Here is a 16,166-nt window from a genome sequence, read left to right on the forward strand (position 1 = left end):
AATGAATTGATAATAATATGTATATATTTCATCATCGGTTCCAATTAGTAAAATTAAATACTCGAAAAATGAGCCGTTCTTCTTTGGCAAACCGGTGATTCGCCGAGCCCAATGTTGCATTACGCCATACCCCACTTAGCATATTATAACTTCCGGTTTGTACCGTTGTCCCCAAATATCTCATGGAATCGGGATCACCAGAACCCCAAAGCCGCTGAGCCCTCGGCCATGCCACAAAATTCCCCTGCTTAATCAACAAACTACCCCCATCATCACTCCGGCGCATAATCATCTGTACATGGTGTGCCCTTTCATTTCCTGGCCTTGCATTCAATAGAATACCACCTGCGTCAGCCGACTCGGCACTCACAGGAACCGTATTTGAATTATTTTGAAAATCAGGCGCGCCGGACATTGCTTTTACATCATGAGCAAAACTGGCAAAGTCACTATATTCATTCGATGCTGCATCAAAGTTTTTCGCCCCGGTTTTCCATTGAAAAGGAAGAGCGTTTTCCTTAGCAAAATCCATGATGAGCGACAATCCAAGATCATCGCAAGTATATCGATCATTACGCGCTATATATTTTTGGATATACCCTGGAAGCGTTTTATTAAATTTGGCAATAAAGTTATCATTCCATTGATTCGTAACCTTCCAGGCACTATCACCATTCATATCAATGTTGATCACGGGATTATTTAATGCAAATTGGTACCCGGAAACATAGACATACTGTTCGGCAAACCTATCGACTGTCGTCATTCTTCCTATCAACGGGTCATATGTCCTGGCTCCAAAGTCTAAATAGCCTGTCCCAACCTGCAATTCCTTCCCATTATAAAGATAACGATTAACCCCATTCCTAACAGCCTGCGTCTGCACCGGCACGTCCCGTGCAATACCAAGCCCAAACGGATAATAATCCGTCCGCTGCTTGATTTTACCGGTCGTGTCAAACAACACTCGAACATTGCCCAGATGGTCTTTCAGATAATACTCAAAAAAAGAATCCCGTTTTTTGAAAAAGGCCTGACAAAAGTTGGACATAGTTTGTCAGGGCTTTGCATTTGACAACTGCCGAATGCCCGATTCCCTACAAAAATGCTCTCTTTTTGCAAACAAACCGTGTTTTCGAGCTATTTGAGCACTTTACGGGTGGAGTCGACGCTTAGATAAACCCATGTGAATGAATTATTCAGATTCTAATTCCAATACATCAAAATCACTGCTCTGATACTTCAGAATAAGTTTATCAAAGCCAGGAAAAAAAGCACTGATGTACGAGCCAGTCATTTGATCATAACTTTCAAAAATCAATTTATCGTTGAATTTTACATTTTGATGGACTATTTTTTGGGGTAAATTCTCTCTAACAATTATCGCTATCAACTGGCTTCGATTATCGTTATTTATAATGACATCCCAGCCATATATTTTATTATTCGAAATAAATGAAGAAAAGATTTGAGGTATTCGCTCCCACGAGTCACTGGAAATATTCCATACTGATGACTCCGGGGCATATAGTACAATATCAGTTAGTAAATCTCTCTCTGTAAGCATTATTCCAATATTTTATGACCACCATTAATATGTTTCATTTTGACAGTATTTCCACTTGCATTCGTAACCGTTGCATTGAGGTGTCTTTGAGGTGTGACTCCGTTTCCTCCGACAGATGGAGATAATTTGTGGGTCTCAACTCTTAGATCCAACTTGCTGGCATCGGTGCTTTGAAATGTCATATTGAGCTCTTGCCCTGGTTTAAGAGGGTTGACTTTGACTTCTCCGCCGGCCTGCTTGAAGTCAGAGATTGTATTTAATATATTCTGAACATTGGGGGAAATTTTACCTATTTCCCCGACTTCACCTACTTTCGCGATATCTGAAACTACCCCTGCTTTCCCAAGGTTCCCAAGACCCTTAGAACCAACCACTGCAATACCGACTTCACCTACAACGTTCCCGGCAATGTTGGCTCTCGTTCCAACATCCCCACTATTCCAATCGCTTTGGGTTTGCTCGTAGAGCATCGCTACACCAACTGCGGCTTCAACTTTGCCCGCTAGTGTAGAAGTGCGAGCTAGTCCGCTTAATGTCTGAGGCAAATCTACGGTAACTGCTCTTACATTTCTGACCACCGCTTCTCCTACACCTTTTGCAAACTGTCCCACGACCGTTCCCCATTCTCCGCAGCAATCCGGCATGTCCCCATTCGGATCACTACGCAAGATAGGATTATTCCACCCGTACTGGTATAGAGAGAGGTGTTCTTGCGTTTCGGTGACAGGGTCAACCTGCATAAACCGTCCGATGGTCGGGTCGTAAAACCTACGAACAAGATCAATATATCCAGTTTCAGCTTGTCTTTCCCGATTCAAGAAAGTATAACGATTAACCCCATTCCTAACAGCCTGCGTCTGCACCGGCACGTCCCGTGCAATACCAAGCCCAAACGGATAATAATCGGTCCGCTGCTTGATCTTACCGGTCGTGTCAAACAGCACGCGAACATTGCCCAGATGGTCTTTAAGATAAAACTCAAAAAAGGGTATCCCATTCTTAAATACAGCCTGTCCTTCGCTCAACGCTGCCCGGTAGGGGATGTTATTAACGCCAACCAGCCGGTATTCAAAGGCCCCGGCGTACTTGATAGTCAGCGTGTCTGAAAAGTATTTATGCTTAACGCCTGACGCATCGTAATCGTAAGTAAGTGTTTTGCCGCCTACGGTGATGGTTTTGGGCAGGTTCAGCTGGTTGTAGGTTATGACTGCGCCGCGATTGCCGTCGGAGGTTATGTTGCCATTGTTATCATGCAGATAGGTACTTAAGCCATTTTTTACACCGAAATTGCTACCGCTGGCATCGGTAACGGATGTGAGCCTGTTGCCCGTGTAGGCGTAAGTGAGGTTGTCTGCGACAGAGCCCGCGCGTGTGAGGGTTTTGAGGTTGCCGCTTTTGTCGTAAGTGATATTACTTTCGGTGTCGGTGTAGCCGCCGATACCGGATGAGCCGGTGAGGCGATTTGCCCCGTCATAGGTAAAGTTGAGGCCTTTGGTAAAACTGGCCTCGTCCTGATTGCGCCATTGCATTTGGCTGATGTTGCCGTTGGTGTAGCTCGCCCCGTTGGCGTAGGCCAGGCCGTAACCAAATACTGAAAATTCCGGGCCGGCGGTAGTTTTTTTGTAAACGGATGATGCATCGGTAAGCCACCCCCTGATGTTGTAGGTATGGTCAGTCCGGATAATGTATTTGTTGCCCTTGACGTTGTAGAACCATTTGTTTTCAAGGCTGCCAAGGGCATTATACCTGTAAGAGGCGAGATAGGCTTCTTTTGTGGATTGAGGAGTCGCAACCGATTCCAGCACACCCAGAAGTCTATCGGCATGATCGAACGTATATGTTCTGGACAATACGTAAGCCTGGTTGGCCCCGAGCACTTGCACATATTCTTCATGCGCTGCCACGGGCGCAAGGTCGTACTTGTACGCCGTTGCTGTTCGCTCGTACGCCCCAGAACCGAGGTCGTATAAGTCCCGTACGGTCTGGATCGGCCGGTATTCGGCATCGTAATAATTCGCGTGCGTCAGGAAGCCACCAGCATTACCGTTTCCTGGCAGCATACGTATCCTTCCGCCGGTGACTTGCCCCTTCACGTTGGCATTGTAGGAGGGAATCAGGTAGCCATCATACGCATGATAGGCGGCTTTTGAAAAGCCATAGTCGTCGTAGAAGGTGATGGTCAGGAGATTGTCGACCGTAGCATTTTTGGGTGCGGTTTTGTCGAGTGAGTATCCCTGGACGGTGCCATTGGCGCGGTCTTCGTGATGCTGGGTGTTCAGATCTACATTGGCGGCCCAGGTTTGCCTTGTGGCGGCCGAGGCAATTTCGCCTGCGGCAATAGGACGGTCGAGGGCGTCGTACTTAACGAAGCCCCACACACCACGTGCCAACTGGTTGGCATCGCGCGACATGGCCAGCCGGTTGTATTGATCGTAAACCATTTCTGTCCCGCCGCCGCCCGGCACCCGTTTGACGACCATCCGGCCACGTTCGTCGTAATCGTAGGCAAAGGCATGGTCGGTGAGCGAAGCGACATCCTGATAGTTGGGTTGTAAGACAGCCCGGAGCAGTCCGAGGTCGTCATAGACATAATAGGTGGAAAGAGTGGTTCCGCCTCCGGCTATTACCTGCCGGCAGACCATCTGGCCCAGCATGTCGGTAAACTCATTGGTAACATTGCCCTGCTCGTCGGTGAAATTGACATAAGTGAGGGTCCCGGCGGCATACTGTGCATTTTGTATGACGGTGTTGCCGGCAGGGTCGTAGTCATAGCGGTTGATCTGATTGGCCCCGTTTACCTTGTATTTTTTGACGGAATTGGCGCTGTTGTTGCCTGGCGCTCGCTGGCTGCCGATGCGACTGGCAGGCGCAGTTTCGAAAACTGTTTGTAAATAGGGCCTGGCCAGGTCTGTTGGCTTCAAGCCTGCCGCATTGGTGGTATACCAGGCCGGGGCATCTGCATAGGCGTTGGCCTGAAAAGCACCATTACCGGTGGTAACGTAGGGCAGATACTGTTTGACAACGCGGCCCGCCGCATCGTATTCCAGTGGCTCCACAAAGTCGTGACCGGAAGGGCTCTGGCCGACGGAGACAGTTTGAATGGGGCGCCCGAGGCCGTCGAAATACCGGACTTGGGTTGTGACCTTGCTGACGTCGTCGGGATTGGCCCCTGATTGCTTGTTGGCGCGCTTGATAATGTAGTTGCGGCTGTTGGTCTGCTGCGCACAAATTGGGGAACCCCAAAGGCACAGCAATAGGACGATTCGTAAAAAACGCATGGATTAGCTATGGTTAAAGTGGTGAATAGTGTTATTGCTTCACGATACGGTGGGTGCTGACACTGCCATCGGTATAGGTGACCTGAACGATATGCAGACCGTGCGCGAGCTGGGATATGTCTATGTCTGGCTTCCACGCAGATTGAAGGATTTTCCTGCCTGTAACATCAAAAACTTGGATGTGTTCGATTTTTTCAGGGTGCCTGGTCTGAATCATGAGCCGATCGCGGACAGTGTAAGGATTGGGGTAAAGCACTACTTTATCACCCTCCTCAAACACGACACTCTGTAAGCGACTGTACGCAAAAGTGCCGTCAAGATCGACCATCTTAAGTCGATAGAGGTTTTCGCCCTTTAATGGTGAGTGGTCTATAAATGCATAGGACCGCTGCTCGCTACTTTCCGTGTGGCTCCGCACGGAGCCAATGCTTTGCCATTTCCGCCCGTCTGCGCTACGTTCGATATCAAAGCGGTCACTATTGGATTCAGAGGTAGTAAGCCATGTTAAAAGGGATACATTTTCTTGTCGTTTGGCAGTAAATTCAACAAGGGTTACAGGTAATGCGTCTTCCGCAATCAGCTCCAGACCGGCTGCGGCTACACTGCCTGTTGGCGCCAATGCAGCACAGTCGACAACCTGACCGGCATAGTTATAGCAATAAGTGATGCGGACGGGGCCGCCTGCATTGCCTGAGTGGACCCTTTTAAGCCTGTTGAAATCATCATACTCATTAAATTCAACCTTTCCGTTCGGGTCCTGAATGCTTTCGACACCGACCAATGGTTTGTAATTGTATGTAGTGGTTTGGGCAACGGGCGTGCCGTCGGCCAGGGTGGATGTTTTCAGCTGATCGGTTTTCCCTATATCGGCCGTCCCATAGTATTCCAGTTTGGTGACAGGGCCATTTTGTTTTTTGTAGGTAAGCAAATTCCCTCTCGGATCATACGACAGGAACTCGATGTCGGTATTAAATGACACGGCATTCCCGATCTTGGTCTCCACCTTTTTGGGAAGGTACGCCCCCGAAAAGACATCGTAGGTAATGGCAGTGGTTTTGATCGGTGACGGTGCTGCTTCGGTCCCGGTGTAGTTGAACACCTCGCGCACCGGGCCGATCATGTTTTTGTTGACCATCGCCGTACTGGCAGCATCGCCGAATTGAGGCGGGTACTTGTACCAGGTCTTGATGGCACTACCCTTGCTGGTAGCCTGCCCCGCTACGTACAGCTGTCCATTAGGCCAGTACGTGTAAGTAGAAACCCTCGGGGTGATTGCCAGGGCATTATCCTGGTCGTAGGAGTAATTTATTATTTCCGTAGGCAGGAATTTCCGGCAATCGATCAGATAGGCAGTGCCCTCAAACACGGTGTTGGCAGTGTTGCAGAGGTAAGTGACCTGGGTTTTCACAGATCTGGCTGTGTAATTGCTTATGTCCCCAACCAGATTAAAAGACCGGGTAGTTTTGGAAGCAATGTTCCCGTTTTGGAAGAACTGCTCCTGCGATAACTGCTTTCCCCGCATAAAAGCCTTGCTGTTATAGGGCTGATAAGGCGTCGAACTCGGTTGCAAAAAACCGGACGGAGCTTCATCGCGATAGCCATTGTCGAAGTTGGAAAATTGGTGAACCGTCCATCCTTCCGTGGAAGACCGCTCGACGACCTGCGAATAGCCGATGTGCGAACCCATGGAGTTTTCTGATACGGGCAAGACCGATTGGGTAGAGAAAATTTCCTCCTCCACTGTAATCCCCGGATCGTCGGGTAAAGGTTTGTAATCAGGCCAGTAGTATTGCGCTTTCCCACCCAAAACCCCGCTGGACAGCGCAGTAGCGGAAGTATCCGGGCTTGCCGGGTTGAAGTTGGCCAGGTAATAATACTTCTTGGTAACCGCAGGAATTGTAAGGCCAGGATCGTAGGATTGGATTTCTTTAATGCGCAGGCCCCCAGCCAATTGGTTCGACGCAAAAGGATCTTCCCCTTCCCAGCGTTTCACTTTCACCTCTTTGGAATACTTATGTGCTTCGAAACGAAACTTGGTAACACCGCCTGTGGGATATTTGATTTGTGTGAGGGAGCCTGCGCGGTACAGGTTTTCGTTGGGGTCAGGAATACGGTAAGTATTGCCGTATGTCCCCATTGAATTGTAATCGTTAGCGACGTTGATCAGCTTGCCGTTGTTGAAGCCCCAATGGTCGGTATGGGATTTACAATAAGCAGGAAGGGTATATCCGTTTGTAAAATAGGTAAATTCATAGGCAGGGAGCTTGTTTGCGTTATATCCGGATTTCTCCTGGATTTTTTGCAGCATCAATCTTTCGGTCGCAATGTTGTTGTAGGTGAATTCAAATTCCTTGACCGTTGCGCCTGCTCCGTTTTGGACCTGGATTTTATCCAGTTTACGCCATTTCAGTTTCGCCAGCAGCTGTGTCAGCGTAGGGGATCCACATCCACCCGGATAATTATTGGGGATCGGGTAATAACAATCATAGAGGAAAGTCAGAAAATCGAGCCGCAAATAACCATCCTGGATTTTTTTGTTCTCATAGGTGGTAAAAATGTCATTCGTGTAGCGTAGCTCCGTGCTTTCACTGGACAAAAACTTCACCTTGAAATTGTCCGAACTGATTTCAGTGAGATAAATCGGCGAGATCAGTTTGCCGCTGTAAGGACCGTATTGTGTGATAAGGGACGACCAATTGGCGCAACTAAACCAATTACCGCCATTAATCCTGGACATTTTGTTGTAGACCGAAAAGTACATCTGGTTTACGAAGGCCCCCCTCTCATAGGTAAAGTTGACAGTCTGCCCGGTCGGCCGCAGGATGGATTTTAGGTACCAGGCATTGCAAACCCATCCATCCCTGCCCTGATCGAAGAAATCGATACTGTACTCCATGCAGGACATGTCGCTGCCGCCGAAAATATATTTCGTGCCAAATTCATCGGTAATAGTAAAGCCCTGAAAGTGCTCCATGTAATGACCTATCGGTAGCCATGGGTTACCATCTTTGATACTGGCCGGAGGTACGAATGGTGTATAAAGGTGGATGTTTTGGGTTGTTATCCGCTCTACTTTTATCGGGCGATCGCACTGAACTTTCCAGAGCCCGTCGCTACCAAAATAAAACTTACCAGACAGGCCGGGGAGGTTGAAGCTATATTCATCGGGCTCCGTGTCAACAAATGAGCCCATTTGCGACCCTTGCTGTGTTGAGATCGTAAGAGCCGTTTTCCTGATAGTGTCAGGAAGAGCCCAATTATTGCCGCCGTTTACGATATACGTGAAATTATAGCCTAGTTGTTCGAGCGTCATACCGGGGATATTGAATTCGTCAGGCCCGTCTTTGACCGTCCGGATGATGGAGTAATGGGTCGACAACCCGAAGTTCAGCCCTGTCCAGCCAGGGTGCACATCCGGACGTACCCCGGCCGCATCGTAATGCAGCATTATCGGGATTTGAACTTCTCCGCTGGAAACTGTGTGGAGGTCTATATTGATCTCGGGTTTACCCGTAAACGGCGAAACTGCTATTTCGCCATAAGCGCCCAACGTCGCCGCGTTGGGGCTTTGGATTGTTTTGGGCGGCTGAGGGATATTAGGTTCCTGCGCTATCAGTGAAGACATCTGCGAACCGATTATTTTGGCGCTATCCACAGTTGTCGGCTTGATTTGTGCGTGGGCAAGCAATGTGATGATTACGAATGGCAAAGCCAGGATTATACGGAGGTGTTTCATCGGGTAGTATGTGAAGGGTTGAACAATAAGATACATTACCGGCAAAGCCTTGTTTGCCGGGTCATTGCAATCGAAAAGTGAATGAAGGCCTGTGACCGGGCTTTATATACCAGGCATCAGTATGTCGACTCTCATTGCTTACTGTAACTATGTGAAAATTTGAAATTCCGGAGAACGGCAATTACGCCGGACCTCCCGGACCAGATAGTTGAGTATTTGAGGAACATTGGGACAGGTAAACAACCGGCGGAGCAAAGCCCTTGTATTTACCCGTATGTAGAACGATGAGTTGTAAATGAATGAATTTCTTACCGCTGACTGGGCAAGTAGTTGAATCGGTTCCTTATCGGTTTTGTAACTTCATTGACGTTAACGCGCCGGCAAGCTAAAAATAATTTTCAGGATACAAATGCTGTTTTTTAGCTATTTATTGATGGATAACTTTTTCAGTATGAGATGTAAGTTTTATATACCTAACGGATCTATTTTTTCACAACGATTGATTTAGAACTACTGAATGAATGGTCGGAAGCAGGTTTGCCCTCGTTTTGCAACACTATAAAAGGCAGATACACATTCCAGTCCGCCTTCACTTCATCCTGGTTCAGGAATCCCCTTGAGTAATTACCCAGCACGATATCCGGATCGCCATCGCCGTCCCAATCTTTTACATCCATGCAAATCCAGCGGCCATACCGGGCGACAGGAGGAGAAAAAGGCTGAAATTTCAAGGCGGATTTGGAAGACTCATTGCGGAAATACAGGAATTTTTCCCGCGGATTATCAACGAGGTCGGCGAAGAATGCGATCGACGCCAGATCGAGGTCGCCATCGCCGTCGAAATCCGCTGCTACCGCTTTCGTCGCACCATTGACCGGGTAAAACCAGCTTTTTTCAAACTGAAAATTCCCCTTATTCAAAAAAATATACACACCGTGGTAGGGTTTCAGAATGCGGGAATAATCGCTGTTATCGCCAGATGTGTAGAGAATATCCAGCTGGCCGTCAGCGTTGAAATCGGCGAGCTGAAAGCTGGATGAGCCGTAGACCGGCGGAAAGCGTAACAGTTCTTTTTCGACAAATCCCCCTTTTTGATTATTGGTAAAAAGCCAGATACCCTCCTGCGCGTGCGCGAACAACGCGATGATATCGGGCCACCCATCGCCATTGAAATCGCGGGCGACCGATTGCGTTGCGCCTGCCATTTCCCGAACGGCCACCTTTTCAAACTTTCCATCCTGCATTTGCCGGAACACGTACAGCCCGCCCTGGTTATGCCCAAATGCGGACACCACGTAATCGGTTTTCCCGTCCCGGTTGAAATCCGCGGCAGAAGTATGCAGCGGCCTGCGCAAACCGGTGATAAAAGGCACCGGCTCCACTGCCCCGGATGTTCCCACCCGGTGGAGCTCTCCACGCGTTACGTCATACGCACGCATTTCCCCCACCGCCGTCACTACCGGGTGCTGTCCGGCAAACAGCATATGCATGGCCGGCGAGTTCAGCGAGGTTTTTGTTTTCTTGCTGAAATCATGATTCCAGCGCACTAATGCAGGCACTTCGGAACTACTGGTATAGATCGCCTGGCCCGCGCTGTCGATAGCGACCATTGTGGTGGTGGCAAGGCGGGATGTGTCGTCCGCGGGCTTCTTAAGTGTGAAACCGGCCCATTCCTCACGCACGGGCATGGGCGTGGCAGGCGGCCTGTCCAGATGCGCAGGCGCGAGGGAATCGTAATAGGCGACAATCTTCATCCAGTCGGTAATGGGCATGGCTGAGCTCTCGCTGGCAAAATACTGGTTCCGCTGCCACACTTCGATCCCGAAATATTGCGCCATCACCGGCAGCACCCGGTTTTTCCAGGTATCCTTATCAAGCAATGCAGGATCCACCGGCAAATGGCACGTACCGCAATGCTTTATTGCGGCATCCCGGCCCTCGGCCAGTTCCCCCGTCAGTCCGGCATCGCCCGACCCGCCGGATGTGCCGCAGGCTTGTATGCACACTGCCGCGATAAAAACTCCGGCCGGTAATACGGGGAGCCACTTAGATAGTTTCATAAATCCGATCAATAATCCTCCTATTATAAACAAAAAGGGGCAGTTATAAACTGCCCCTTTGCCGAAGGTCAACTCCGTTTGGTATTAGCTTGTTATTGATAGCCAGGATTTTGCTTCAATGACGATACCCCATTTTTGGTGCTAAGGTCAATCTGACGTTGCGGGATCGGGAAGTACTCGTTCACATTTTTCAGGAACTTACCGCCTCTCACGTCCGGCGTAACTTTGCCTTCGAATGCGATGTAGGCATTCAAAGTCTGTTCCGCAATGCCCCAGCGCGACAAGTCGAAGAACCGGTGACCTTCCATAGCGAGTTCAAGCTTGCGCTCGAAATAAATGGCCGCCAATGCGCCTTCTTTTCCTTTGGCAGCAAATGCACCGGCAGGATACTGCGAAATTTTGTAGTTCGCGGCTGGTGTTTTCGTAAATCCGCCCATTGGTTTAGTAGGATCAGCATAGGTGTACACCCAGCTTTCAGGCTTCGCTGCACGTGCGCGCACGCGGTTCACATATTCCTGCGCCTTCGCGAGGTTGTTTTGCTGTGCTTCCGCTTCGGCAGCCATCAGCAGTACGTCCGCGAAACGGATCACCTGAATGTTGATTGCGGTACCAGGTGCCCATGAATGCTGATCCGAATATTTGTCCTGCGTTGCCTGCCAGTAAATATTCTTCTTCGGCGAATAAGGGCCTGCATAGCTCTGATCGCGGATCCACGACTGCCCCGGGTGGTTACCCCAATCAAGGAACGGGATACCACGACGGCCCACTGTCCAGTCGATACGCGGGTCGAGTGCCGTGGTAGCGTCCGGCGTAAATGCCGCGTCGGATTTGATACCCATGTCGTTCTTCAGAGTAGTCGCGTTGTAGCCGTCCACTTTGGGCAGGCCATTGGCGTCGGTCTGGAACGAGTTGGCAAGATCCAGGCTAGGCTGGTAAAAACCGCAGCAACGGAATGGCGAGTTGTACGGGAAGTTCAGCATACCACCTGTGTTGGCGTTATCGATGGTGTTGGTACCGTCGTTAGCAGCCATCTGGATCGCAAAAACCGATTCGGCGAGGTTCTTTTGTGCCGCATCGAAGTTATCCTGGTATTTGGGCAACAGGTCATATTTCAGGCCATTGCTCGTAACACCCTGGGCGATAACCTGGTCAAAAATGGTCTTTGCTTCCGCGTATTTCTTCTCGTACAGGAAAGTTTTTGCCAGGTAAGCGGCAGCCGCCCATTTGTTCACACGGCCCACTTCGGCTTGCGTAGCAGGAAGGTTGTCCATCGCGAACTTGAAATCCGCTTCGATGTTCGGCCAGATATCGGCATCATTTTTTACCGCTGCCGGGTCCGGCGTTTTTTCATCCACCCAGGGCACCATATTGAACATCTTCTTCAATTCAGAATAGTAATGTCCGCGCAGGAAGCGAGCCTGAGCCGTGTAGTCTGTTTTTTCGGCGTCGGTAATGCCCGACGTTACCAGCGGGATGAATTTCAACACGGTATTGGCGCGGTTGATACCTTCATAGGCAGCCCGCCATTTACTATTGAAAAACCCGTTGCTGGGCCCTGCACTATAAATCATAATGGAGTTGATACCCGGCTGGTCGGCGCCGTCGCTTCCCTTTTTGGCATCTCCGCCGGCAATACTGCCGTAAATCCAGTTGTCGGCTGCGGCATCCCAGGCGCTGGCAGCTCCAACGCCGTTGCCGTCGAGGGCTGCATAAGCACCGATCAGCAAGCTCTGCACGCCGGCTTTGGTACTCAGCTGGGCGTCGCTCAATGATCCTAATGCAGGTTTATCAAGAAAACTCTCCTGGCACGAATACGAAATAAGACCGAACATCGCAACCAGCGCTATTTTTGAAAATCTCAATGTCTTCATCTCTTTCTGTTTTTTTACAGTGAATTAGAATGTCAGATTTAAACCGACGATGAATTGACGGGTGTTCGGATAAACCCCTTCGTCGAGGCCGAATGCCGTTGAGCCCCCCACCTGGCTTTGTCCCACTTCCGGATCCGGGCCGGAGTATTTGGTGATTGTAAACAGGTTGGCAGTTTGCAGGTACACGCGCAGGCGGTCGATTTTCAAAGCCTGGGTCAGGTTTTTAGGCAATGTGTAGCCAATCTGCGCATTCTTCGCGCGGAGGTACGAGCCGTTTTCTACATAATAAGAGTTAGGCACGTTGGTGGTACTGAACGAACCTGTGTTTTCCTGGATAGGCGCAGTCGCGTTCATGTGATCGGGTGTCCACGAATCGTACAATGCTGTGTTGCTTTTTGCACCCTGGAAGTTGGTGTAGAAATCGTGCCACCATTTCAGGTTATTCCAGATCTGGTTTCCTTGCACACCGTAAAGGAAAATACCAAAATCGAAGTTTTTATACGTTGCACCGATGTTCAGACCATAGCTAAACTTCGGACTTGGGTTACCGAGGAATGTACGGTCATCGGCGGTAACGAGGCCGTCGCCATTCACATCCTGATAACGGAAACGTCCAACTTTTACTTCATTCTGATAAACGGCCGCTGGGTTTCCGCTGCGCTCTGCCGCCTGTGCATTAGCCTGGTCGATTTCGGCCTGGCTGTTCCAGAAACCTACGATGTTGTAGCCATAAAACTGTCCGATCGAATGGCCTACCGCATTGCGAACAATCGTGCTACCATTGAAGCGGCGACCTTCCTGGTCAAAGTAAGTCACACCATCGGTGATTTTCACAATCTTGTTGTTGTAAGTCGTCAGGGTTACCGTCGCATTCAGTTTCAGATCTTTTGCGATCGTTTTTTCGCCGTAGATCGACATATCGATACCCTTGTTCTTCATTTTACCGATGTTCACAGCAGGTGCTGTACCCTGTCCCACTGTTCCGGCAAGTTCCGGGGAGAAGAGCAGGTCGTCGATGTTTTTCTGGTAGTAATCAATTGTAAAATCAATCGCTCCGTTAAACAATTGCGCATCGATACCGATGTTGGAGTTGATGTTGCCCTCCCATTTCGCATTCGGGTTACCTACGCGGGTACGCTGGAAGCCCATGGTAGTGCTGTTACCCGTTCCTTTGATATCGTAGAAAGCGAAGCTTCTGTTCTGACCGTAAGTGGTAAATGCATTGGCAGGGTCCACATTGAACTGGTTACCCATGATACCCCATCCACCGCGGATTTTCAGGTCGGTCAACCAGGTAGCACTTTTCATGAAGTCTTCCTCTTTCAAACGCCAGCCTGCGCTCACAGCCGGGAACCAGCCATATTGCGAAGTAAAGCGTGAAGAACCATCACGGCGCAAAGTTCCGCTCAACAGGTACTTGTCCTTGTAGTTGTAATCGATCCGGCCAATGTAGGAGAACAATGCATCCCACGAGCGGTTGGAGAAGTTGGTAGGCGTTCCCGATCCGGTCGTAAGGCTGGTATAGTTAGGGTCAAACGAGAAATAGCTTTGCGTTGAACCGCCCACTTCGCGATAGGTACTGCTGTAAGCCTCGGTCCCCGCCAATACTTTGAAATTGTGTTTGTTATCAAATGAATGCTCCCAGGTAACCGTGTTGGTCCAGGTCCAGTTGTAGCCCGAGTTCACACGCTCCGAGTATGAGTTGGTGGTTACGTTTTCGGAGTTCTCCCATTCAGGATAGGAAAACGTGTTTTCTGCATAGGTGAACAGCCCGCCCCCGAAGCTCGTACGGAAGTTAAAATCTTTGAGAAAATCCACTTCTGCGAACATATTACCGAAAATCGAGTTGGTAAGGCCCTTGTTGTTGCGTGCGCGGTCGCGGATGGCAACGGGGTTTTTCGCATTACCCAAGCCGCTTCCGAACGATCCTGCATAATTGCCTTGAACGTCGTAAACCGGGATGATCGGCTGCATACGGTAAGCCATACCGATACCACCGCCTTCTTCCAGAATACCCGTACGCGGGTTGTTCACAAGCGTAAGCGCGATGTTCTCACCCACACGGATGTGCTTGTTCACATTGTACTGGCTGTTGGCCCGCAATGTATAGCGCTTCAGGTAAGTGTTCATCAGGTTTCCCTGCTGATTGAAATGGTTGAAAGAAAACATATAGTTTCCCTGCTCGCCGCCGCCGCTCACCGAAAGGTTATGGCTTTGCATCGGTGCATTCTTGAACACTTCGTGGAACCAGTCGGTACCTCCCTTGTTGGCCTTCACAATGCGGTAGAACGAATCCATATCCGCTTTGTCGGTATAATTCGGGTTAACATAGTATTTGGAAAGGTCTACCTGGCTTTCGCTCATGCCGGTTGGTACGATGTAGTCGGGCAAAACGGGCGTCTGGCCGCTGCCGTATTGCGGGTCGTTGATGGTCGCACCGGAGTTGCGCAGGGCAAGGAATTTCAGATCGGCCATGCCTTGTGGCGAAAGGATGTCGTATACATTACCTTTCTTCACAGTCTGTGTGCCGTAGAACATATCGTAGCTCACCTTCACTTTACCCTGGCCGCGCTTGGTGGTGATGATCACCACCCCGTTGGATGCCCGCGAACCGTAGATAGAAGCCGAACCGGCGTCTTTCAATACCTGCATCGAAGCTACGTCGTTCGGGTTGAGGTTATTGATATCCTGGGTAGGAACACCATCCACCACGAACAACGGCGTGTTGTTACCGAATGAGTTGATACCGCGGATACGGATCTGCGGTGCCTGGCCAGGCTGGCCGGATGTAAGTACGGTCACCCCCGAAGCGCGGCCCTGAAGCTGATTGCTAAGGTTGGAGTTGGGTTGTTCGGTCAGCTCGGCTACTTTCACGATCGAAACGGCACCGGTCAGGTCTTTGCGGCTGGCAGTTCCATAACCTACTACCACCACTTCGTTCAACAGCTTTTCGTCCTGGGTCAGTGTCACGTCCACTGTGCTCTGGCCGGCGGCTACATCCACGTCTTTCGAAGCAAATCCTACAAAACTGAATGTAAGCGTCACATTGCCATCGGGTGCATCGATTTTAAACATCCCCTGCGCGTCGGTGCCCGTACCACGTGCGGTACCTTTCACGACCACCGAAACGCCCGGCAGAAATGAACCGTCTTTATCGGTTACCGTACCCGAAATGGTCCGGTCGAGCGTCGCTGATTTGTAGCTCTGCGGGTTAAGTTTCTCCACAGGCAGTTTCACTCTTTTCAGGATGATCTGTTTGCCCGAAACTTCGAAACCGAGGTCCAACGGGGCCAGGATGGTTTTCAATGCCGAGCCAAGCTGCTCCTGCTTCACATTCACGCTCACTTTGCGTTCCGCCTTGATCAGATTGGAACTGTAAAGGAATTTTATTTTAACCTGGTCTTCAATTGCTGACAACACTTTACGAACGTCCTGATTCTGCATCTGGATCGTAATGCGGTTATTCAGTACCTCCTGCGCTTCGGTGGCACCAGCCAGGGCCACGGTCGTCAGAAGTGCAGCAATGATGAGTTGCATACAACTGAATCTCATAAGGATCTGCCAATAAGCATAGTTAGGATACAATTTTTTCATAACTTTACTAAGTTTTGTAACATGGAAAAATGGGCAAAACGAGTCCTCCATCCGCTGGTA

The 16,166-nt window shown here is 49.7% G+C and carries 7 protein-coding genes; all 7 read right to left on the reverse strand.

Translation table 11 applies throughout. The annotated features are described in order from the left end of the window. Nucleotides 1–31 precede the first annotated feature (31 nt). Nucleotides 32–1,051: an RHS repeat domain-containing protein gene (locus J7619_RS10965; RefSeq protein WP_291197882.1), complete on the reverse strand. Its 1,020-nt coding sequence runs from the start codon at nucleotides 1,049–1,051 to the stop codon at nucleotides 32–34. A gap of 144 nt (nucleotides 1,052–1,195) precedes the next feature. Then, a complete protein-coding gene (locus J7619_RS10970) occupies nucleotides 1,196–1,567 on the reverse strand; it encodes a hypothetical protein (protein WP_291197884.1) in 372 nt (123 codons plus the stop codon). After that, nucleotides 1,567–4,845, reverse strand: coding sequence for a DUF6443 domain-containing protein (locus J7619_RS10975; RefSeq protein ID WP_291197886.1), 3,279 nt, complete (start codon nucleotides 4,843–4,845; stop codon nucleotides 1,567–1,569). The genes J7619_RS10970 and J7619_RS10975 overlap by 1 nt, the downstream gene beginning before the upstream one ends. Before the next feature lie 31 nt (nucleotides 4,846–4,876). Then, on the reverse strand, nucleotides 4,877–8,581 hold the full coding sequence (locus J7619_RS10980) for a T9SS type A sorting domain-containing protein (RefSeq protein ID WP_291197888.1): 3,705 nt from the start codon (nucleotides 8,579–8,581) through the stop codon (nucleotides 4,877–4,879). 482 nt (nucleotides 8,582–9,063) lie between these two features. Next, nucleotides 9,064–10,641 carry an FG-GAP-like repeat-containing protein gene (locus J7619_RS10985; protein ID WP_291197890.1) on the reverse strand — a complete coding sequence of 526 codons (1,578 nt, stop codon included), beginning with the start codon at nucleotides 10,639–10,641 and terminating at the stop codon, nucleotides 9,064–9,066. A gap of 92 nt (nucleotides 10,642–10,733) precedes the next feature. Continuing rightward, entirely contained in the window at nucleotides 10,734–12,512 is a 1,779-nt protein-coding gene (locus J7619_RS10990) for a RagB/SusD family nutrient uptake outer membrane protein (RefSeq protein ID WP_291197892.1), read from the reverse strand. 24 nt (nucleotides 12,513–12,536) lie between these two features. After that, nucleotides 12,537–16,106, reverse strand: a complete 3,570-nt coding sequence (locus J7619_RS10995; RefSeq protein ID WP_291197893.1) for a TonB-dependent receptor — start codon at nucleotides 16,104–16,106, stop codon at nucleotides 12,537–12,539. Nucleotides 16,107–16,166: the final 60 nt, after the last annotated feature.

It is taken from the genome of Dyadobacter sp. (assembly GCF_017744695.1).
GTDB lineage: Bacteria > Bacteroidota > Bacteroidia > Cytophagales > Spirosomataceae > Dyadobacter.

Bases quoted from the DNA above. Each gene is read 5' to 3' on its own strand.
- J7619_RS10965 (WP_291197882.1), bottom strand. From the start codon at position 1,051: ATGTCCAACTTTTGTCAGGCCTTTTTCAAAAAACGGGATTCTTTTTTT.
- J7619_RS10970 (WP_291197884.1), bottom strand. From the start codon at position 1,567: ATGCTTACAGAGAGAGATTTACTAACTGATATTGTACTATATGCCCCG.
- J7619_RS10975 (WP_291197886.1), bottom strand. From the start codon at position 4,845: ATGCGTTTTTTACGAATCGTCCTATTGCTGTGCCTTTGGGGTTCCCCA.
- J7619_RS10980 (WP_291197888.1), bottom strand. From the start codon at position 8,581: ATGAAACACCTCCGTATAATCCTGGCTTTGCCATTCGTAATCATCACA.
- J7619_RS10985 (WP_291197890.1), bottom strand. From the start codon at position 10,641: ATGAAACTATCTAAGTGGCTCCCCGTATTACCGGCCGGAGTTTTTATC.
- J7619_RS10990 (WP_291197892.1), bottom strand. From the start codon at position 12,512: ATGAAGACATTGAGATTTTCAAAAATAGCGCTGGTTGCGATGTTCGGT.
- J7619_RS10995 (WP_291197893.1), bottom strand. From the start codon at position 16,106: ATGAAAAAATTGTATCCTAACTATGCTTATTGGCAGATCCTTATGAGA.